Source organism: Microbulbifer regidiadema (SeqCode) (genome assembly GCF_052466995.1).
This window is the reverse complement of sequence record NZ_CP174297.1, coordinates 1,375,908-1,395,951: the sequence shown is the minus strand read 5'-3', so window position 1 is coordinate 1,395,951 and position 20,044 is coordinate 1,375,908. Positions and strand designations below refer to the sequence as shown.

Here is a 20,044-nt window from a genome sequence, read left to right as displayed (position 1 = left end):
ACATGGGTGTTTACCTGCCGGCTGACAACCATGAAAAAGAGACTGCTCGCCATTTGGCTCTTCAGTACTGCTGTTCAAGCGGAGATCACCCTAGATCAACTTAAAGTGCCTGCGGGCTTTGAGTTGAGCTATTTTGCTGAAAATGTTGAGACCGCCCGCCAGTTGGCGCGCTCTGAGCGGGGAACTGTTTTTTCCGGTTCTTTCAGTGCGAAAAAAGTCTACGCCCTCAAAGATACTGATGGGGACGGTAAAGCGGATAAGCGCTGGCTGTTGATGGAAAACCTACAGGCACCCACGGGTATCGCGTATCGAAATGGTGACTTATATGTCGCAGATGTCGATAAAATTATTCGTTTTCCCGAGATTGATAAAAATTTGGATAAACCCAAATCTGAGATTGTCTACGATCAGTTTCCGACTGACAGGCATCACGGTTGGAAATTTCTCCGTTTTGATAAAGAGGGGCGGCTGATTGTTCCCGTCGGAGCCCCGTGTAATATCTGCGATGCCGATGAAAATTACTCAAAAATATTTTCCCTGGATTTGTCTGCCAAAGAGACCAAGGTTATTGCCAGCGGAGTGAGAAATTCAGTGGGCTTTGATTTCCACCCACAAACCCATGAACTGTGGTTTACGGACAATGGTCGCGACATGATGGGCGATGATATTCCCCCTTGTGAAATCAATAAGGTGAGTTATGCCGGGGAGCATTTTGGCTATCCCTATTTTCACGGAGATGATATTGCCGACCCGGAATTTGGCCGGGGCAAGAAAGCCGCTGACTATTCCAAGCCAAGGTTAAATCTTGGTGCTCATGTTGCACCTCTAGGAATACATTTTTATCGCGGTGAACAATTTCCCAAGGATTACCAGCAGAATCTTTTGGTTGCCGAGCACGGCTCCTGGAATCGAAGTAAAAAATCTGGTTACCGGGTGATGCTGGCAACGGTTGAAGATAATGAAATTACTGATTACCAGCCGTTGATTACAGGTTTTATGCAGAATGAAACCACCTACGGCCGTCCCGTGGCCTTTCTCGAAATGCCCGATGGCAGCATACTGGTTTCCGATGACTTCGCCCATAAGATCTACCGTTTAAGCTACAGTGGCTTTTGATCGATCATTCCTAATGAGTCCGGGCTGCCATTTGCGCAGCCTGTGTTGTTGCTAGACAGGGAAAGTACTGACGAGGTATGGATACCGCTTGCGCGCCTGTAGGAATGTATTCACAGTGTATCTCTAGTGCAGAGCAGGCTTTCTTTCTGGTCTGGTAGTAGGCATTGCAAAGTCTTTTATCTCGTCCCTGCAGAAGTAAATTTCTGTCAGGGGGCTCAGGCACTCTATCGTTACAGCTAATCTATCAATTTGGGCGCCACCGATAGGTTTCCTGTTGCTGTTTCCTTAAAAGAAGAAGCTGCCCCCGGGGGCTTGTGCTATGTCTATTGCAGAAAGAGCATAAATAAGGAGCTGGCGGTGGCACAAATAATTTCTAGTGAAATGTTTCTCCGCATAGTGCGCTGTATTTTATTCCTTCTTGTGAGTAGCTTCGCGAGTGCGACCGAGGAGGTGGCTGAGAGTTCCAATGCCCATTTGGAGCTGCGCTTTGCCGAGGCTGAGGTTGTCGCGCAGGTGGAGGTGACAAATGTGTATCGGGACGTAGATAGCGCATTATCTGAAGCGGGGATTACGGCGGTATCCGGCTATGTCTATTCTGCGGTTCCCAGTCAGGTGTGGAAGGGGCCTGTGGGAGGAGAGATTACCTTCCGCCTGGGGTTTGAGTCCTGTGATATAAAATTGGAGCAAGGTGAAAACTATCTGATCTTTGCCAGTTTGGATAGTTACGGGAGACTACATCTGAGGAGCTGTGAAGCGGTTATTGCCGAGTCCGATGCCTCTGCGATACTCGCCCAACTCAGTGAATTTATAAAACAGGGCTGAAGGAGAGGCCTCTTTTAACCCTATGTATTAGAACTTTCGGTTTTAACCGCTCTTTTCTTTACAGCAATCCAAACTGCTATAAGTCGGCACTCTTCCTTGAAGAACCCAGAAGGCGGGTTATTCTTATCAATGTTGGCGCGACCTTCCTTTACTTACGCTGCGGGTTTTTGAGCCGCGCAGCGTTGTAAACAGGCTGGAGTGTCAGGGTTTGGGATCATTATCGACAAGAGCGCATTGGCCTGTGCAGTGTAACCGGGTCGGCTTGGCGATGAATGCCTTCTTTTGATTTTGCCTGGGGTCGAGAGGTCCAAATATGAAGAGATTACTTATCCCCCTGATCATTTTACTGCTGATTATCGGTTACTTTATGTCCCGCAGCGGTGAGCGCAAAGCCCAGGAAGCTTACAACTCTATGGAGCAGGAGCAGAGTGGTGAGCAGATGAAGGATTCTTCTACTCCTCCCGGTGGGGAGGGCCGCAGTGATTCAATGGTTCCCTCCGATAGTGCGACTGACGGTACGGGCAGCTCCGATGTACCAATGCCCCAGGAACCAGCAGCCCCAGAGGCTGCTGGTGATTCTCCCGACGCTTCTACCTCTGGTGAGATTGACACCGGTACCGATGAGGGTATGGAAAGTAATACCGACCAGCAGCAATGATTCAGCGAGAGCGGGCAAAGAGAAAATTAAGGCCGCACAGAGGTGCGGCCTTATCTTATTCTTAAGGAGCCTCTGCATAATTCCGCAGATATTAGGCGCAAGCTCACCGCGAATGGCCGCAGTCCTTTACAAGTGCCGCAATGCAGCAGCTGTGGTCTTCAAGGTCCGCCCTGTGGGGCTTTCAGGGCGATCTGCACTCTGCCTTGTGACTTCTTGAGTGTCCTGCAAATGAGAACCGCTCTGAAAGCCAGAGGCATTACGGAATTATTCAGAGGCTCCTTAAAGTATGATCGAGCATGTCTGGTATCAAGAAGAGCGAATACTGGAGATCAAACCTATTGGAAAGCTGGCGGTTGAGGACTTCCAGTTATTGGCCGCGCAAATTGACCCTGTGATTAGCGAGCAGGGGAGGGTGGATGGCTTGCTGGTGGAGGCGGGGGACTTTGCTGGCTGGAAGAATTTCGTCGCGATGATCTCTCATTTTCGCTTTATCCGCGATCATCAGCGGCATATCCGGCGAATTGCGGTCGTCTCTGATAACCCTATTTTGCGTTTTATGCCCAGCCTCGCCTGTCACTTTATCAGCGCCGAGGTGCGCCCTTTTCCCGCAGAAGAGTCCCGCCAAGCCCTGGAATGGTTGCAAAAACCGAGTTAGCATCGCCTTCCTATTTTATGCGTACCTGGAGGACAGGTGATTCCATCGTTGGCCATTGTCGCTGCGGCACCAGAATATATTTCCGCAGCGGAAGAACTATCCGTTCAGCTAGATTTCCCTTTCCTGGGAGCGATTTCTCCCGCTGAAGTCACCGACTTTCCCCAGGTGCTGTGTTTGGGGGAGCAGTTACAGTTATGTGCAACCGGGCGCAAGGCTGCGGGTCCGGTATGGGTCGATTTTGTCAGTGGGGCGCTCGCCCACCGGCGCAAATATGGGGGTGGTAAAGCCCAGCCGGTAGCGAAAGCGGTTGGATTGCGTTCAGGCTTTCACCCAAGGGTTCTCGATGCTACTGCCGGCTTGGGAAGAGATGCTTTTGTGCTGGCAGCACTGGGATGCGAGGTGCAGATGCTGGAGCGCAATCCGGTTGTTTTTCAGTTGCTGCAAGATGGAATACGCCGACTGCAACAGGCATCTTTGGGAGATGCTGAGCTGGCTGCGATTTCAGAGCGAATGAGTTTGGTGGATTGTTGTACAGCGGCTTCGGACTGGCTGGCCCAGCAAGCGGAGGCGTCCATCCCCGTTGTGTATCTGGACCCAATGTTTCCCGCTCGGGGAAAGGCTGCCAAGGTTAAGAAAGAGATGGTTGCCTTCCATCACCTGGTTGGCACCGATGAGGATGCAGATAGTCTGCTGGCACCAGCCTTTGCTGCCTGCTACTACCGCACAGTGGTAAAACGCCCTAAGCTTGCCCCCTATCTGGCGGATAAGAAACCCCACCTTTCACTGGAGGGCAAGTCCGGCCGCTTCGATATCTACACCAAGCACGGGGTTCCGGGCTGATCTTAGCTTTCTCTGAGTGTTTACGCTTCGCCAAGCCCTTTCTACAAAGGGCTGCGGCGGCACTAACGCCCGCCACCTAACTCGCCTTGGCAATACGCTGCACTTTTTATTGACCTGCAAAAAATTTCAGCTGGGGTGCGGCTTGTAAAAATAACGAAAAAATTCGAGTAACCCCTCTTAAGACCTTGAAACTTTTTGAAGTTTCAAGAGGGGATATAATAATTTTACGGAGTGATTAATTGTTGGTTAGGTAAAAGTTAAACTATTTTCCAGTATAACTGTCGCCGAATTACATTTCTTAGCCTTAATCCAATAAGCAATAAAATTTGATTTATGGGTTTGTATAAGTGCCTGATAAATTTTAGGGCTTTGGAAAAATAACACTGCGACATTTCCCGCATTGGCTTAAATAATTTGAGGTTGCTTGAGCTGTAGATCTCTTTGGGTGTTAAATTATTCTTTGCCAATTTTTCTTTTATTTTTTTAGGTTTATTGGGTTGATTTTCTTGCCGGCAGAATCTTCTTTTCGCTAACAGGTCTGGCTTCGAGTCATGGAGGCGCCGAGAAAGTCTGGATTTTACCGGATGGAAGCAGGCTGGAGCCCGATTTTAATTGATCACTGTGAGTGATTTTTCCTAGAGGTGTGGCTGACAGGGAGGCGGTTATGGATTTGACAATTTCTATTTTGGGGCACGCGTTAACTGCGATCGCAGCACTTTTAGCAATACATGGCAATACGTGGGATGAGAGTCAGGTGGGGCTGAGAAGAATAACCAGGGTAGGAGGGGTAGCGGCCGGTGTAGCGGTTGTCGGTCTTGCGCTGTCTATCTTCCAGACGGTCGATAAGTATCAAGAAAAGGCCGCCTATAAGACGTATGCCCTGTCAAAAATAGAGAGAGGCTGGAGCAATCTGTTTGTTCCGTTTGAAGCGCTCCACTATCAAGTGACGGGAGTAAAGCCTAAAAAGGGTGAGCATGTAGAATTTGCACAGTTGGTATTGAAAAAAAATTTGCTAGCAAGCTTTGATGAGGTGGATTTTGAAGCAGTTCATCGCTTTCCCAAATTTGGGACTGTAGGAAATATGGTTTGCTCGCAGACTTTATCGGGTATGGGCATGCTTACCCGATATGTCAAAGAATATTCAGATCATTTGGATTTAAAGCTCAAGACTGCGGTGGAGGAGTTGCAATCAATGGCTGCTTTTTCTACATTAATTCGATTTGGGGGTTGTCCAGGTATTCAAGGAAGGTCGATTAATGATCCAAGGCGCTACCAAGGACAGTTTGATACCCCGCAGATGCGGGCCTATATCAGAAAGCTGATTGATTTTCAAAAATCAATCGGCTAAAAAGTGAAAGATAAGTATAGGCCCGGCAAAGCGACAGGCTAGATCGCCTATTGTCTTGCTGGGCGTTATTGTGGCTGTCAATTAAACGGCTCGCCCTTGTTTTTTAAATATAGTAATCGCGCTAATCGTAAGTTCTTTGACTAAAGCTTCAAATTTTGTCACTGGCATATTTCTTGCTGGAGCAATATTGAATAGGTGCTCACTCACCTGGACAAGCTTCAAGCCATTTGGCGGGCGAATATGTGCAGAAAATCTACATACCCAGCCAGTCAGGGGAAGTTCGTTAATAGCCTCTCTGTCAAGGGCCTGAATCCCTTTTCCATTTGCTATGATTATCTGTTTATCATCGAGGTGGGTGGTATCAATGTCCTGTAGCCTTTTCACGGTTGAATTTGGATTTCTAAAGCTGTCAAGCTTTAAAAGTTCTTCGTAGGTGATATAGAGCTCTTTCCCAGGCATGTTGATCTCCTTCTCACAGTCATCAGCTCAAACATAGGTGTGAAATTTATGGGCTCTCCTAGGGTGGATCGCTGTTGTTCTCAGTGTCGACTAATCTAATTTTTATTCTAAGAGTCTCAATCAACTTCAGTTACTTAATCATATAAATAGAACGAGGGTTTGGGCAATATTTTAATTTCTTAAAAAGTACGGCGGGAAATTTCAGGTGACTCGTTGTGTAGAAAATTCACGAATGTGCCGTTAAGGCCAAAGTGTGTTACTTTTGACGGGCTGATTTTGGAAAATCTTTCTGCTGAGGTTGAAAACCTTAAGTTCCAGGTATTCCTCAGCCTTGATTTCCAAGAATAAGTGTAATAGACAAAATAGGCTGGTTGGTGGAGGTGGCGCCCCCTCCAGTCATAAGCCCCCTACTGCTAAAGTGCTAAATCAGCGATGTCAATTTTATGGCCTGAGAAAGGTCAAGCTTTCGCAGACACTTATTATGCTGTTGCCAAAAGGGCACCTATCAATGGTCACTTGATAGTTATGACGTAATAGTGATCCGTGAAGGTATCACCCTGGCAAATGTATAGGCTTGCGGCCCTTGGGTGTTAGTCAGTGCAGCAAGCTATGAAAATGCTTGATTGGGTACGACGATAACTTGGCATTGCTACCCAAAAAGTGAAGTCCATCACTGTTTTGGCAGGGGGCGTCGTGAAATGTTGTTAGTTATGGTTACAGTGCTGCACTGTGTTTGTACTTACAGGTTTGGCAGGCGGGTGAGTACTTGCTAGCCACACGGCTATTTATTCTCATAGTCAATCTTAAAGATTAGATCAAATAGTTAGGCTTACAATAGCCTTGAGTTGTAGGGCTAAGAGGGTTTTTTGATCCTGCACCAGGATGGGGCTTGAAAAGTGCCCGTGAAAAACTTCATGTGGCCGAGCTTTTAGAATCATTCACAATAGGCAGGGGTTCGCGAGGATAGCTAAGAAGTTTCCGATAAATGAGTGCCTAGATCTGCCGTACAGCAAAAAACAGTGCTTTTCAAGTGGGACTCGGGCGGGTTTCCATGTATTTTTATCTCTACTGTCACTATTTGATCCTCACATGTTACAGATTTCAGACACCTTGATCCTGGATCAGCAGATATTTTTCCGCTGAGTAGGTTGCTAAAACCGGGTAGTAGGTGTAGATGCTGGTTTTTCTTTACGTCTCGATAGGGAGCTTCTCATAGCAGAATGGATGCTCTATCTTTGCTCTCCGTATCTTTACCTCTCTGTCTTCCACAGCTTGATTTGAAAGATGCCTTATATAGTTCTTGATGATCTATCTGTGCCGATAGGTCGCTTTATTCCAAAATATTACGGATTGCTCTTGGGCTTGCTGTATATCTGGATCGCACACTTTATTTTTGCTCTTGGTTGAATTTAAAACAGGACTCTATTTTCAGGGGGGATTCATTAGCCTCCTCAAGAGGGATTTACCCTGATGAGTGAATCTCAGTCGGTTGTAAAATTTAAAAGTATTTATCTTGATCGGCGTTGAGTGGCTAAAAGTTAATCCGACAAAATGAGGTGTGGCTTTAATAGTCTCTATAAGAATTTATAGTATTGCAGTTTAGTATTTATAGAGTTGAATTTTTCAGTAAATTATGGATGAATAGGAACAAGAATATATTTTTACGATAGATTGGTAGGGTAGTACATTGAGCATAAAAATCAGGCACCAGAATGAAACTGATCATAAGGATTTGTTTGAGATACACAGTTTTACCTCTGTTAACGAGAATACCTCGCAATTACCTTTTCTAAGCCCGAATAAAGTGGCCGGCTTCTTTTCTGATCCCAAAAACTATACCCTGGTTGCAGAGTTGGATACTAAGGTCGTTGGATATGTCACTCTTTTCCTAAGCCAAAAAGTCAGGGATAGGCATAGCGCTGTACTGGCGATTTCTGTGCACCCTGAGTTTCATAGAAAGGGGGTAGGTCGGCGATTAATGCAAGAAGTGCTGAATCAGGCGGACAACTGGTTAAATTTAATCCGCCTGGAGTTGGAAGTTCAAGTTGATAACAGTTCGGCGATAGCTCTTTATGAGCAGTCTGGTTTTCAGGTAGAGGGGACCAAGCGGCTTAGCACCTTCAAAGCGGGCCGTTATACGGATATATTATTGATGTCCCGGATACACCCTGAATACTTGGCCAAGATATAGTGTGGGTTTTGCAGACGCAGAGCAATGTTAGGTGCTTGGAAGGTTTGGGTTTTTATGGGGGCTAACACCAGTAGGTGTTGGTCCGACTCCGCAGTGATTGGGCCTGTCCTCATTGCTAGGTGTCCCTCCGATTCCCCTTGATTTACCGTATTCAATACATGAGAGTGCGCAAATTGACAGTCATTATCAACGCACGACTCACCAAGAGCATCTCTGTCTTCCGGCCTAGATGATTTTTAGGCCCGCTATGGGGTATAGCGTCAATCTTAAGTTCCCATAACAGCTGACCACCTGGCAATAGCAAAGGGCAGTTAGCTGAATGTAACATCTGTTACCTCTTCTCTTTCAGGATATTAAAGATTGGTACACTTCCAGGGTTGAAAGTAGCTTCCTACTTCTGCTTGAGCACCCAACTTTAACTGTTGTTCTATTTTCATTTTTTGTTGTGTGGCTCTATTAGTGGGTAGTGGTTATGAAGCTGAGTATCTGGACGCTACAAAACTGACAGAAATCTACCAAGAAACTGCCAATATAAATTTTAATGGAGGTTTTTCCCTGAAAGGGGGATGGTGGATACTTTATTTTACCTGTAATATTAAAAAAACCAGTGCGAGGGTTGTATGTTTTGTGTGTTCCAGAAAATTATTTTTTATTTTTCTGGAGGGGGTGGGCGAAATTGGAGCTAAGAATAGTCGCATTTGGTCTGGAAGGTTTTCTCGATAGCCTTTCAGGGGCTGAATTCATAAAAACATAAGGTTTTTATTTTTTAATTGGATGATTTTGCTTATAGGGAGATAATTAGTTGCGGACATTTATTTCAGAGCCTTCTTGGGATGCGGTGTTGGATACTTGCATGTGCGACAAGTATAACAATGCAGAGCTTACACTGACATTGAAGTTAGCGTTTAAGCAGGTAAATCCTGATTCCGGAGCTCAGAGTGGAACCTATCATGACTATGGTATAAGTAGTAAGCCTGCCAGAAGAATTGTTAGATGGACAGATGCCGCTTGGCTTTCCTGGAAAACATCTTTCGTTCAGTCTGCGGAAAGATTTTGGAAGGATAAATTCTGGCTAATTAATAACTTTTCTGAGTTGAGGTATGAGGATTCAGGTGTTCAATATATTCCAAATATTTGGTGTCGATTTAAGCTTGTTGAGAGTGATGTCTCTCCGTCTTTTAGACATCATCATATGATAGAGGTTGTTAGGCTAGATCCATCTGAAACATGGTTTGGTTCTCACTCGAAGCTGTACGATAGTCTTGATATTAATTCTGTAAGGAAAGGTACAGACAGCAATGGTAACCCTATCATGCAACGTGCACATGTGCATGAAGTCGGGCACCTACTTGGTTTGGGGCATGTGGATGAAGGAAGGCCTCACTGTCCTGAAACAAATACTAATGCGAGACCTTGTTATGGGGTGAGCGATGAGGATAAAAACTCGGTGATGGGGCAAGGTATGCAGTTAAGGGCAGAACATGCTAATCCCTGGCGCAGGGCAATGCTTCGTATGTTGAATAGGGGTAATATACTAACTTCCTCTGATTGGGAGGCAAAGCGGCAGCGCCATTATCCCAGAACTCTTACAGAAGCGAGAGATAGAAGATATATTACCCAGAAACCTGCAAGGACGTAGTGTGGATAGATTTACCATGAGGAAAATTATAATTCCATATGTTAATAATTTTTTCTTCGTCTTTTGTTTTTTCCAGACATCATTCTCCTACGCGCTAGGGCAGCAGGAAATTATCCGTGAGAACAAGAGGGAGGCATCAGTCGTGAGTAGTCAAAATGAAAATTGCAAGTCTAATAGTATTGTTAAATCTAAACTTCTAATAAGTTTTATACTGAATGACTTAGTTGCCAAGTATCCCGATAGTGGTGGTGGCGGTATAACCTCTATAAAAGAAGTGCTCACAAACACCTATGAAGTGTCTATTGCTCAGGAGGGGAGGGAAGATATATTGAGATACGAACTGGCTATTGATGAGGTATGTGGGGTAAAGCTTTTGAAGAAAACCGAATCAACGATTAATTATGGTCATTAGGCAGATTTTTCTCTGTGAGTTTTGATTTTGTTGTTAAAGAAAAATGATTGGGTTGGCGACTTATGGTCAGAGGGAGTGTGAGAAGGGCGCTTTTCAATCAGCAATGAAGTTATTCATCTGTATATTTGTACTGAAATAGAAGCATCCTGAACTTTGCCCATATGCCGCCCCCCAAAGAGTGGCCCTCCCCTGGCTGGGGGTAATAGCTTCGTAGAGGCAGCACTAAAAGCGGCGCGCAAGCGTGCTGGAAATCCTCATATTAGCTTGCCGCCCAGTGCAGAAAAATCACGCCAAGCCGCTAAAGATTAGTCATTTCTATAAGCGGAGCGAATAATGCCAGTGTAGCGCCCCATCGTGAAATAGCACTGGGTGTTTGGAAGCTTGGCATAGAGAGTTAAGCTTGCCTCGCTGCCTCGCTGCCTCGCTGCCTCGCTGCCTCGCTGCCTCGCTGCCTCGCTGCCTCGCTGCCTCGCTGCCTCGCTGCCTCGTATGGGGGAATTATTATGAATTCTCTGGGGGCGCGAAGTCCTTGCCGAGCTGATCCAGGGTAATTTCCCCAAACCGCGCAAGCAAAATACTTTCGGCCTGATTCATTGCATCTTTTAGGGTGCGGTTGACGGCCCGCTCAATCACGCAGTTGGCGTGCTCATCGGTTAGGCCTATGGTGAAAACAGAGCTATCTCCCAGGGCTTTATGGATATCCAGTAGTGTAATTGCACTTAAGGGCTTTGCGAGAGACCAGCCACCATTATGTCCTTTGCTGGATCGCACGTATCCCTGATCCCGCAGTAGGGCCATAGTTCTGCGAGCGACCACGGGATTGGTGAGTAGCATCGTGGCCATTTTTTCTGAGGTAACTGGCCTGTCGCTCATATTCAAGTGGATAAGGACATGAAGCGCCCGGGATAGTCGGCTGTCTTTACGCATAATTCACCTAGTCTCTGATTATGTAGCATATCATGAAACTTTTTCTGTTACGTGGGTTGTGCAGCCTTAAACCCTTATGTAACAATAATAGTTACATGATATCGGAGGGGTGACTATGGATACGGATGTACTGATCATCGGTGGTAGCTTTGCCGGTTTATCTGCCGCTATGCAACTTGTTCGCGGGCACCGTAAGGTTGTTGTGCTGGACGGGAATAAACCTCGAAATCGCTTTGCGCAAACTTCGCATGGCGTGTTCTGTCTGGATGGGAAGACGCCGGAAGAGATCCGTACAACGGCGTTATCCCAGCTAAATTCTTATTCGAGTTTTCAGCTGGTTGAAGATACTGCCGATAGCGTGGAGGTCCTGGAAGAGGGATTTGCGGTTATCAGTGCGCAAAGCAAAACCCCTTTTGTGGCAAAAAAGCTGATTCTTGCAACCGGTATTGCCGACCGGCTGCCAGATATTCCCGGGGTGAAGGAGCGCTGGGGTAGGAGTGTGATTCACTGTCCCTATTGCCACGGCTATGAACTGAGTGATCGCCCTTTAGGGGTGTTGGCGACTAGTGAGCTGTCTTTCCATCAAGCGGCGATGATCCCCGACTGGGGCGCTACCACCTTATTTACTCAGGGGCAATTTAATCCTGAAGGGGAGGTGCTCGATCACTTGCTGGATCGAGGCGTGGTGCTGGAGGAAACCCCTATTGCCTATTTGCAAGGGGAGGGGGATAGTTTGGAGAGCGTTGTTCTGGAAGGAGGGCGCAAGGTAGTACTTGAGGGACTCTACGTGAGCCCCAAAGTGGAGTTGACGGCCCCTTTTGTCAGTCAGTTGGGGCTTGAGTTGGAAGAGTCATTTAGCGGGCGGATTGTGAAGGTCGATGACTTTAAGGAAACCTCTGTTAAGGGGGTATTCGCTGCGGGGGATATTTCCAATCCGCTGCAAAGCGCAACCTTTGCCATTGCATCCGGCACTATGGCTGGAGTTGGAGCCCATCGCTCGCTGATATTTAAATATTGATAGTTTAAAAGTTGCTGGTAGGAGGCCATCAATAGCGCTCAGCAATTTTTCCTATATGCCCAGCACTAGAAGTATGAATTACCTGGCCGATAAATGTCAGTTATTTCTATCAATGGTGAGGGGAGTGTCAGTGTACCCACTTAGCACAATATATCTGTAGCCTTCGAGGCTCGCTCTGCGGGGTTTTAGAGGCACCTTGATCCAGAGTAATCTCCCCAAATCGTGCAAACAAAACACTTTAATCCTATTTATTACTCCTTGAGTAGGCTGTGACTGTTTGCTTAACAATACATGAGTGTACTTGCCTGTTAGACCTGTGGTAAAAACTGGGTCATCTCCCGGGATTCTATGGATATCCAGTAGCATAAATGTCATTAAAGGCCGGCTACCATTGTGCCTTTTGTTGGCCTGTATGTGCTTAATGGCGCCATGACTCTGCGGGTGATCGCAGGGGAGCAGTGCGGCCATTATTGCCGAGGCCCCCGGGTCTATCGGTCATATTTCAATGGAACAGGGCATGGAGCGCTCGGCTTCGTATTTTGTACAGCCATTAAAGTTACACAATATCGGAGAGGTGATTATGGATGCGGATGTATTGATCATTGGTGGTAGCTTTGCCGGTTTATCTGCGGCGATGCAGCTCGTTTGTGGGTGCCGCAAGGTTGTTATGCTGGAGACGAATAAAGCTTCGCATGGCTTTGCGCAAGTGTCCCATGGGGTGTTGGGTTTGGGGGGGGATACGCCGCAAGAGATCCACACAACAGCGTTATCCCAACTGAACTCTTATTCAAGTTTTCAGCTCGTTGAAGATGTTGCCGATAGTGTTGAGGTCCTGGAAGAGGGATTTGCGGTTATCAGTGCACAGAGTGATACCACTTTTATGGCAAAAAAGCTGATTCTTGCAACCGATATTGCCGACCGGCTGCCGGATATTCCCGGGATAAAGGAGCGTTGGGGCAGGAGTGTGATTTTCTATCCCGATAGCCATGGTTATGAGTTGAAGGGGCACCCTTTAGGGGTGTTGGCAACCAGTGATCTGTCTTTCCAGCAAGCGGTAATGATCCCTGAATGGGGGGCTACGACCTTATTTACCCAGGGGCAGTTCCGCCCGGAGGAAGAAGTGCTCAATCACTTGCTGGCTCGGGGGGTGAGGCTGGAAGAAACCCCGATTGCCTATTTGCAAGGCGAGGGGGATAGCTTGGGAGGGGTTATTTTAGATGACGGCCGCAAGCTAACACTTGAGGGGCTCTACGTAAGTCCTAAAGCGGGGTTGGCACAGTCCTTTGTCAGCCAGCTGGGGCTGGAGTTGGAGGCGTCATTCCACGGGCAGGTCGTTAAAGTTAATGGTTTTAAGGAAACCTCGGTAAAGGGGGTATTCGCAGCCGGCGATATCTCCAATTCGGTGCAAGATGAGGCTTTAGCTATTGTATCCGGTGCCATGGCCGGGGTTGGGGCCCATCGCTCGCTGATATCGAAGCGTTGACGGTTTAACAATTGGCGCAATATCATCGATGCCATTGTGCCTGGCCCTATAAGGCATGGGGTCTATTCGAGCTTGCGGAGGTGTATTGAGCGAGTACCGCCTCTCCTCTGATCCGCTAAAGTGGCAGGAGCACCATTGGCTCCTGCCGAATCAATCAGCAGTTCACCGCGTTTACGGCCAGTCCGCCGAGAGAGGTCTCTTTGTATTTGCTCTGCATATCGATACCGGTTTGGCGCATGGTTTCGATCACGCTGTCCAGCGGTACGATATGGGCGCCATCACCGCGCAGGGCCAGGCGCGCGCCGTTAATGGCTTTTACCGCACCCATGGTGTTGCGCTCGATACAGGGGACCTGCACCAGTCCGCCGATGGGATCGCAGGTTAGGCCGAGGTTGTGCTCCATACCAATCTCCGCAGCGTTTTCGATCTGCTGATTGGTGCCCCCCTCTACGGCTGCCAAACCGGCGGAGGCCATGGAGCAGGCTACGCCAATCTCTCCCTGGCAGCCCACTTCAGCCGCAGAAATAGAGGCGTTCTTTTTAAACAGCATACCGATAGCGCCGGCGGTGAGCAGGAATTTCACTACCTGATCTTTCAGTTCACCGTGGATTTTGCTGTCGTGTACAAACTCTACGTAGTAGGCGATAACGGCGGGAATGACCCCGGCAGCGCCGTTGGTGGGTGCGGTGACGATGCGCCCGCGCGCGGCATTCTCCTCATTTACCGCCAGGGCAAAAAGGCTGACCCAGTCGAGAATCGCGAGGCCGTGGTTGCGCTCTTCCGGGCTCTGCTTGCTCAACTCCCGGTAGAGTTCTGCGGCGCGGCGGCGCACATTCAAGCCACCGGGTAAAATGCCATGCTGCTGGCAGCCCCGCTCAATAGAGGCGTCCATCACTTTCCAGATATTCCACAGGCGGTCTTTGACCTCCTGCTCGCTGCGGAAAGCTTTTTCATTTTCCATGGCCAGCTCGGCGATACTCCAGCCGCGCTGATCACAGATCTGCATCAGCTGTTCCCCGTTGCTGAAGTCATACGGCAGTAGGGTGGCGATCTCCTCTTTGTGGGCAAAGTCCTCCTCGGAGAGCACAAAGCCGCCGCCGATGGAGAAGTAGCTGCGCTCAAATAGCAGTTCCTCGCCGGAATAGGCCTGGCAGGTCATGCCGTTGGAGTGCTGGGGAAGGAACTCTTCCATATGGAAAATCAGGTCGCGCTCGCGAATAAACTCTATGTTGTGGTCACCGCTCAACAGTAGGGTACGCGCGCTGTGGATATGCGCCATTTTCTCTTCGATAGCATCCACATCGATCGTGTCAGGGGAGTGACCTAGCAGTCCCATCAATACCGCCATATCGGTGCCGTGGCCGACTCCGGTTAGTGCCAGTGAACCGTACAGGTGGACCTGTACGCGATCTGTGCGGGAAAGTTGATCTCGGCCCAATAAATCCCGCACGAATTGACGGGCAGCGACCATGGGGCCGACAGTGTGGGAACTGGAGGGGCCGACCCCGATCTTGAAGAGCTCGAATACGCTAATACTCATAAATATTCTCTGCGCTGGGCTGCATCCTGCGGCAGCCCTCCCTAAAGGATATAGTTGCACTATTTAGGGGCGCACTTTGCCTCATGAGTCCCAACAATCAAGATGGTGGCCCCCATTCCGTACAAAATTCTATCGCAGATCAATTTTGCGGAATTTATGAGGTCCCAGGCAAGAAGTGTAAGAGAAGTTACGGCGCTTCCGCGACCAAAACCGCCCTTTTGGGCGCAGGGTGACCCTCTACGGTTTTATCCGGCGACTCTGGGTCGAGAAAATCCGCCAGGGATTCGAAATGCATCCAGTCGGTACGGCGCTGCTCCCCCAGATTGGTGGCATTTAGGTCTACGGTTCTGGGGTTGCGGAAACCGCATTTGCGCAGCCAGCTCTCCAGGGTGGCACAGCTGGGGAAAAACCATACATTGCGCATTTTTGCATAGCGGTCTTCGGGGACCAGGCAGTCGCCCAGTCCGCCGTCGATAACCAGGGTCTCCAGCACCAGCTGGCCGCCGGGGCGCAGGGTTTCGCGTAGTTCGCGCAGGTGATCCATGGGCGAGCGGCGGTGATAGAGCACTCCCATGGAGAAAGTGGTGTCGAAAGCGCGCAGGTTGGCCGGCAGCGCTTCAATACCCAGGGGCAGCAGGTCTACCGGCGCCTCCCGGCCCAGGTATTTTTTCAGGGCGTAAAACTGTGCGACAAATTTGACCGAGGGATCTATGCCGATGACCCGGCGCGCGCCGGCGCCGTAAGATCGCCAGCAGTGGTAGCCATTGCCACAACCCACATCCAGCACCAGTCGATTTTCCAGTGGCGCCAAGTGCGGCAATACCCGGTCCCACTTCCAGTCGGAGCGCCACTCGGTGTCGATATGCAGCCCGAACAGCTCCCAGGGGCCTTTGCGCCAGGGGTGCAACTTGCGCAGCTCCCGTTCCAGGGCCTCGAGTTGTTCCGGGCTGGCGTCGGCCGGACTGCCCGCACAAACTTTGCTGGCAAATTCGACAGAGGAGGGGGTGATTTCCGGTAGGGCTTCCACTGCCGCGCGCCAGTCGGGCAGATCGCCCCAGCGATGCGGACTCAGGTTTTCAGCGACTTGTGTCGGCAACTGGGCCAGCCAGGTGCGCAGGGCGGGCACGTGTTGCAGGCCCTGGTAGAGTTGGGTGTAGTCGATCACGGGTACTTACTTTTCCGGCGCGCCTTTGATGGCGATTAAAGAGGCAAAATTAAAACACTGGAACCAGACATCGACACTGGTAAAGCCGACGTTCTTCAGCCGTGCGCGGTGGGTATCCAGGGTTTCCGGAATTAATACATTTTCCAGCGCGGAACGCTTCTGGGCGATTTCCAGTGCGCTGTAGCCGTTGGCGGCTTTAAAGGAGTGGTGCAGTTCGATCATCAGCTCGTTGTGGGCTTTATCGGCGAAGTCCACTTTTTCAGAAATAATCAGAATGCCGCCGGGACGCAGGCCATCGTGGATTTTCTGTAGGATTTCCTCGCGCTCTTCCACCGGAATAAATTGCAGGGTGAAGTTGAGTACCACGACCGAGGCGTTTTCAATGGTGACGTTTTGCAGGTTGTCGCAGATAAGTTGTACGGGAACTTCACCGCTATCGGCTTCGAGCACTGTGCGTGCCTGGTCGACCATGGCCTTCGAATTGTCTACGGCGACGATCTCACAGTCGGCGGCGGGGATGCGATGGCGCATGGCCAGGGTTGCCGCGCACAGGGAACTGCCCAGGTCGTAGCAGCGGCTTCCAGCTTGGGCGTAGCGCTCTGCCAGGGTGCCGATCATGGCCACAATCGTGGTGTAGCCGGGCACTGAGCGCTTGATCATATCGGGGAAAACTTGCACCACTTGGCGATCGAACTCGAAGCCGGCTACCTGGCCCAGTGGGTTTGCATAAATATTGTCGTGTTTACTCATTGGAACTTCGCTAGAGGATAACGGCGATACAGCGGCGCCGGTTTTTGTCCGGCGCCGCAGAGTTTCCCCGGAAGAGTTACTGCCGGGGAATAGATGGGCCCGGGTTAGAGCTTTTCTTCCTTCAAGTTGAGTTTGGCTGCCGCTTCGCTACCTTGGGGGCCGGTAACAATGGCGGTGCTGGCCTTACTCGGGTCCAGATAGGTGGCGCCCACCCGTTGCAGATCTGCCAGGGTAACTTCGGTGACCTGTTTGCGGAATTTCTGGCGCGCCGCGTGGGTGCGTCCGTACAGGCCCGAGTGGAAGTTCTTCTTGGCTTCACCAGCGGGGGAGCCGGGCTTATCCAGACCGCCGACGACGCCGAGGATCGCTTCCTCAACCTGCTCTTCCTTGTGCTTCTCTTCGGCCAGCCACTTCAGGGATGCATCGAAGTCTTCCAGGGTTTCACCCATACGCGGATCGCGGTAGGAGTAGAAGCGGAATACGCCGATATTGCTGTCGTGGCCAGCGCCGCCGCCGTAGGCGCCGCCCTGTTCGCGGATGGTGCGATGCAGGAAACCGTTGCGCAGGAAACCACTCAAAACCGATAGCGGTGCCGCGTCCGGGTGGGACATAGGCACAGTGGCGTAGGCTTTGGCACAGAAGTTTACCTGGCTGTTGGCAACCCAGAGTTCCTCGATCTGCTTGCGTTCGAAGGGCGCGGCGGGATCGGCAGCGGCAGTGCTGGGAGTGGAGGTCAGCGGCAGCAGTGTCTGGCTGAAATCGCCAATTTTCTCCTCTTCACCTATCAGCAGGAACTGGCGCGGTGCGGCGAGGATTTTCTGGTGGATAGCCTGGAAGTGGTTGGACAGGTCTTGCAGGCCGTCCTCTTTTTCCAGCCCGGCCACCAGGGCGCGTAGGTTGCGTAAACCCAGCAGGCCACCGCTGGCATGGCTCTCCCAGGCCGCGCGGTTGTAGCCGGCACTGGCAGCAGCCATAGCGAGGGCGTGGCCGTTGCCGACAACGCCCTGTTCGCGGCGGGCAAGGGTTTGCAGGAGCAGTTCCTTGATGCGGGCGTGTTCGTCAAAACGCACCTGCTCCATGGTGGCTTGCATCAGTTCGGTGAGGCCGCCCTGATTGCGAGCCAGTGCTTTACCAGACAGGATAAAGTGGCCGGACAAGTGATCCAGGTTGTCGATAGCAGTGCGGCTGCTGGTGAAGCCGTGCAGGGCGCCCACCACGCTGGTCTGCCACTGCTGGACTTCCAGGTAGTCTTTTTCACCCAGGCCGACTTCGCTCAGCACCTGGCAGTAGTAGGGCAGCAGTTGCTTTTCGGTTTCGCTGAATTCCGGCAGCGCGCAGACCATTTGCTGGTAGGCCAGGCCGTTGGTGCCCGCGCTGTAGCGGGTCAACTTCTGTGGACCCAGCTCTACTGCTTCGCCTTCGGTATCCGGCAGCTCTGCGGGAATATCTTCCACGCCGACTTTGGGCAGGATTGAGGCGTCGTCCTCGCGGTTTTGTCGATCGGTCAGGGCTTTGGCGGTTTCGACAATTTGCGCTTTTTCTTTGTCGCTGAGAGCAGCTTTGATTTCCGCCAGCTGGTCTTTCTCCGCCTGCTCGCGGCGTGCGGCCAGCTGTTCATCGGGGCTCAGTACCAGGCGCACGCGGTGCTGGTTTTCCAGCAGGAGTTCGCGGGCCTTGTTGGCGATAAATTTTGGATCTTTGATCTGCTCGCGCAGGCGCTCCAGGGTGGCATCGATATTCAGCAGGCCGATGGCATCGCCACGGTGGGTGGCACCGGTCAGCGCGGTGAGAATCAGCTGTAAGCCGAACGGGTAACCGTCGCCACCAATCTCCCGCTGTTGCAATTCCAGCTGGTGCAAGCTGGCTTCTACCTGTTCGTAGGGGATGCCGTTTTCCGCCACGTCCTTCAGTACAGCGAGAACCTGCTGTTCCAGTTCGTCGGCACTCTCGCGCTCGCTGCCCTCAATGCCGCAGACAAACACCAGTTCGCGCTGGGAATCGTCCAGGCCCACCAGCGGCGAAGGGGAGGTGCCCAGCTCGGTGGTTTCCAATAGCTTCATCAGCGGTGAGGCGCTGTTGTCCAGCAGTACGCCGGCGAGCAGGTGTGCGGTCAGGGCTTCTTCAAGATCGGTGACATCACCCAGCAGCCAGCTCAATACGATATGGGTCTTGGCCTTCAGGGGCTCGCCATTTAACGGGTAGCGCTCTTCGACTTTCAGCGGTGCCTGGTAGCGATCTTCGCGCCCGACGGAAATGGTTTTATCCAGTTTCTCGAACTTGTGCAGCGCCTTTTCTTCAAACGCGGCTTGGTGTTCTGCGGCGGGGATATCACCGAAGGTCATAAAGGTGGCGTTGCTGGGGTGGTAGTGGCTGCGGTAGAAGGCCACCAACTGCTCGTAACTCAGCTTGGGAATATCGCTGGGCTCGCCACCGGAGTTGTAGTGATAGGTGGTGGTGGGGAACAGGTACTTGCTCAGGGTGTGCCACAATTGTGAGGTGACAGAGCTCATGGCCCCCTTCATTTCGTTGAACACTACGCCTTTGTAGACGAGTTCGCTGCTCACATTATCCGCTTCGGCGAATTCCAGGCGATGGCCTTCCTGGGCAAAGTCCAGCGGGTCCAGGCGCGCAAAAAATACCGCATCCAGGTAGACGTCGAGCAGATTGTCGAAATCCTTGCGATTCTGGCTGGCAAACGGATAGGCAGTCCAATCTGAACTAGTGAAGGCGTTCATAAAGGTGTTGAGTGAGCGCCGGATCATCATAAAGAAGGGGTCGCGCACCGGGTACTTGTCACTGCCACACAGGGCGGTGTGTTCAAGAATATGGGCGACACCGGTGGAGTCTTCGGGCACGGTGCGCAGGGCGACAAGGAAAACATTTTCCGAGTTGTCTGCGGCGATGTGCAGGTGCTGGGCACCGGTAGTAATGTGTCGGTATTCCTCGACGCGCACGCCGAGAGAATCAATATCTGCGCTGGTAACCAGTTCAAATGCAGGATGTGAGTTGCTCAAAAGACAG

At 50.7% G+C, this 20,044-nt stretch carries 17 protein-coding genes; 11 read left to right on the top strand and 6 right to left on the bottom strand.

The genetic code is table 11. From position 1 onward, the window contains the following. The first annotated feature begins 30 nt into the window (after nucleotides 1-30). From ACJJIK_RS05875 to ACJJIK_RS05850, 6 genes are all read left to right on the top strand, one after another. The gene (locus ACJJIK_RS05875) at nucleotides 31-1,116 is read left to right on the top strand and encodes a PQQ-dependent sugar dehydrogenase (RefSeq protein ID WP_444930716.1); all 1,086 of its coding nucleotides are present in this window, start codon (nucleotides 31-33) and stop codon (nucleotides 1,114-1,116) included. Nucleotides 1,117-1,473: 357 nt separating this feature from the next. Next, entirely contained in the window at nucleotides 1,474-1,938 is a 465-nt protein-coding gene (locus ACJJIK_RS05870; protein WP_444930717.1) for a hypothetical protein, read from the top strand. Between the two features lie 313 nt (nucleotides 1,939-2,251). Beyond that, complete coding sequence (locus ACJJIK_RS05865) at nucleotides 2,252-2,596, top strand: hypothetical protein (RefSeq protein ID WP_444930718.1); 345 nt, start codon at nucleotides 2,252-2,254, stop codon at nucleotides 2,594-2,596. 286 nt (nucleotides 2,597-2,882) lie between these two features. Then, nucleotides 2,883-3,251 carry an STAS/SEC14 domain-containing protein gene (locus ACJJIK_RS05860; RefSeq protein ID WP_444930719.1) on the top strand — a complete coding sequence of 123 codons (369 nt, stop codon included), beginning with the start codon at nucleotides 2,883-2,885 and terminating at the stop codon, nucleotides 3,249-3,251. Between the two features lie 36 nt (nucleotides 3,252-3,287). Continuing rightward, the gene (locus ACJJIK_RS05855; RefSeq protein ID WP_444944468.1) at nucleotides 3,288-4,091 is read left to right on the top strand and encodes a class I SAM-dependent methyltransferase; all 804 of its coding nucleotides are present in this window, start codon (nucleotides 3,288-3,290) and stop codon (nucleotides 4,089-4,091) included. 664 nt (nucleotides 4,092-4,755) lie between these two features. Beyond that, the gene (locus ACJJIK_RS05850; RefSeq protein ID WP_444944467.1) at nucleotides 4,756-5,439 is read left to right on the top strand and encodes a hypothetical protein; all 684 of its coding nucleotides are present in this window, start codon (nucleotides 4,756-4,758) and stop codon (nucleotides 5,437-5,439) included. An 81-nt stretch (nucleotides 5,440-5,520) separates the two neighbouring features. Here ACJJIK_RS05850 and ACJJIK_RS05845 read toward each other — a convergent pair whose 3' ends face one another. Beyond that, on the bottom strand, nucleotides 5,521-5,898 hold the full coding sequence (locus tag ACJJIK_RS05845) for a hypothetical protein (protein WP_444930722.1): 378 nt from the start codon (nucleotides 5,896-5,898) through the stop codon (nucleotides 5,521-5,523). A gap of 1,687 nt (nucleotides 5,899-7,585) precedes the next feature. On the opposite strand from ACJJIK_RS05845, the gene ACJJIK_RS05840 reads away from it, so the two are divergent. The 3 genes from ACJJIK_RS05840 to ACJJIK_RS05830 all read left to right on the top strand — a co-directional run bounded on the left by ACJJIK_RS05840 (nucleotide 7,586) and on the right by ACJJIK_RS05830 (nucleotide 10,140). After that, nucleotides 7,586-8,089 (top strand): GNAT family N-acetyltransferase, encoded by a 504-nt coding sequence (locus ACJJIK_RS05840; RefSeq protein ID WP_444944466.1) that lies wholly within the window; start codon nucleotides 7,586-7,588, stop codon nucleotides 8,087-8,089. A gap of 802 nt (nucleotides 8,090-8,891) precedes the next feature. After that, on the top strand, nucleotides 8,892-9,728 hold the full coding sequence (locus ACJJIK_RS05835; RefSeq protein ID WP_444944465.1) for a hypothetical protein: 837 nt from the start codon (nucleotides 8,892-8,894) through the stop codon (nucleotides 9,726-9,728). A gap of 1 nt (nucleotide 9,729) precedes the next feature. Further along, nucleotides 9,730-10,140, top strand: coding sequence for a hypothetical protein (locus ACJJIK_RS05830; RefSeq protein WP_444944464.1), 411 nt, complete (start codon nucleotides 9,730-9,732; stop codon nucleotides 10,138-10,140). Nucleotides 10,141-10,641: 501 nt separating this feature from the next. Here ACJJIK_RS05830 and ACJJIK_RS05825 read toward each other — a convergent pair. Continuing rightward, the gene (locus ACJJIK_RS05825) at nucleotides 10,642-11,067 is read right to left on the bottom strand and encodes an Rrf2 family transcriptional regulator (RefSeq protein WP_444944463.1); all 426 of its coding nucleotides are present in this window, start codon (nucleotides 11,065-11,067) and stop codon (nucleotides 10,642-10,644) included. 115 nt (nucleotides 11,068-11,182) lie between these two features. Here ACJJIK_RS05825 and ACJJIK_RS05820 point away from each other — a divergent pair, with 115 nt between their 5' ends. Both ACJJIK_RS05820 and ACJJIK_RS05815 read left to right on the top strand, forming a co-directional pair. Next, on the top strand, nucleotides 11,183-12,085 hold the full coding sequence (locus ACJJIK_RS05820; protein ID WP_444944462.1) for an NAD(P)/FAD-dependent oxidoreductase: 903 nt from the start codon (nucleotides 11,183-11,185) through the stop codon (nucleotides 12,083-12,085). 517 nt (nucleotides 12,086-12,602) lie between these two features. Next, complete coding sequence (locus ACJJIK_RS05815) at nucleotides 12,603-13,568, top strand: NAD(P)/FAD-dependent oxidoreductase (protein WP_444944461.1); 966 nt, start codon at nucleotides 12,603-12,605, stop codon at nucleotides 13,566-13,568. Between the two features lie 154 nt (nucleotides 13,569-13,722). On the opposite strand, the gene ACJJIK_RS05810 is transcribed toward ACJJIK_RS05815, so the two are convergent. From ACJJIK_RS05810 to ACJJIK_RS05795, 4 genes are all read right to left on the bottom strand, one after another. Continuing rightward, nucleotides 13,723-15,108 carry an L-serine ammonia-lyase gene (locus ACJJIK_RS05810; protein ID WP_444944460.1) on the bottom strand — a complete coding sequence of 462 codons (1,386 nt, stop codon included), beginning with the start codon at nucleotides 15,106-15,108 and terminating at the stop codon, nucleotides 13,723-13,725. 187 nt (nucleotides 15,109-15,295) lie between these two features. Then, a complete protein-coding gene (gene cmoB / locus ACJJIK_RS05805) occupies nucleotides 15,296-16,273 on the bottom strand; it encodes a tRNA 5-methoxyuridine(34)/uridine 5-oxyacetic acid(34) synthase CmoB (RefSeq protein ID WP_444944459.1) in 978 nt (325 codons plus the stop codon). Between the two features lie 6 nt (nucleotides 16,274-16,279). Then, nucleotides 16,280-17,023 carry a carboxy-S-adenosyl-L-methionine synthase CmoA gene (gene cmoA, locus ACJJIK_RS05800; protein ID WP_444930730.1) on the bottom strand — a complete coding sequence of 248 codons (744 nt, stop codon included), beginning with the start codon at nucleotides 17,021-17,023 and terminating at the stop codon, nucleotides 16,280-16,282. A 104-nt stretch (nucleotides 17,024-17,127) separates the two neighbouring features. Continuing rightward, nucleotides 17,128-20,037 carry an insulinase family protein gene (locus ACJJIK_RS05795; protein WP_444944458.1) on the bottom strand — a complete coding sequence of 970 codons (2,910 nt, stop codon included), beginning with the start codon at nucleotides 20,035-20,037 and terminating at the stop codon, nucleotides 17,128-17,130. Between the last annotated feature and the right edge of the window lie 7 nt (nucleotides 20,038-20,044).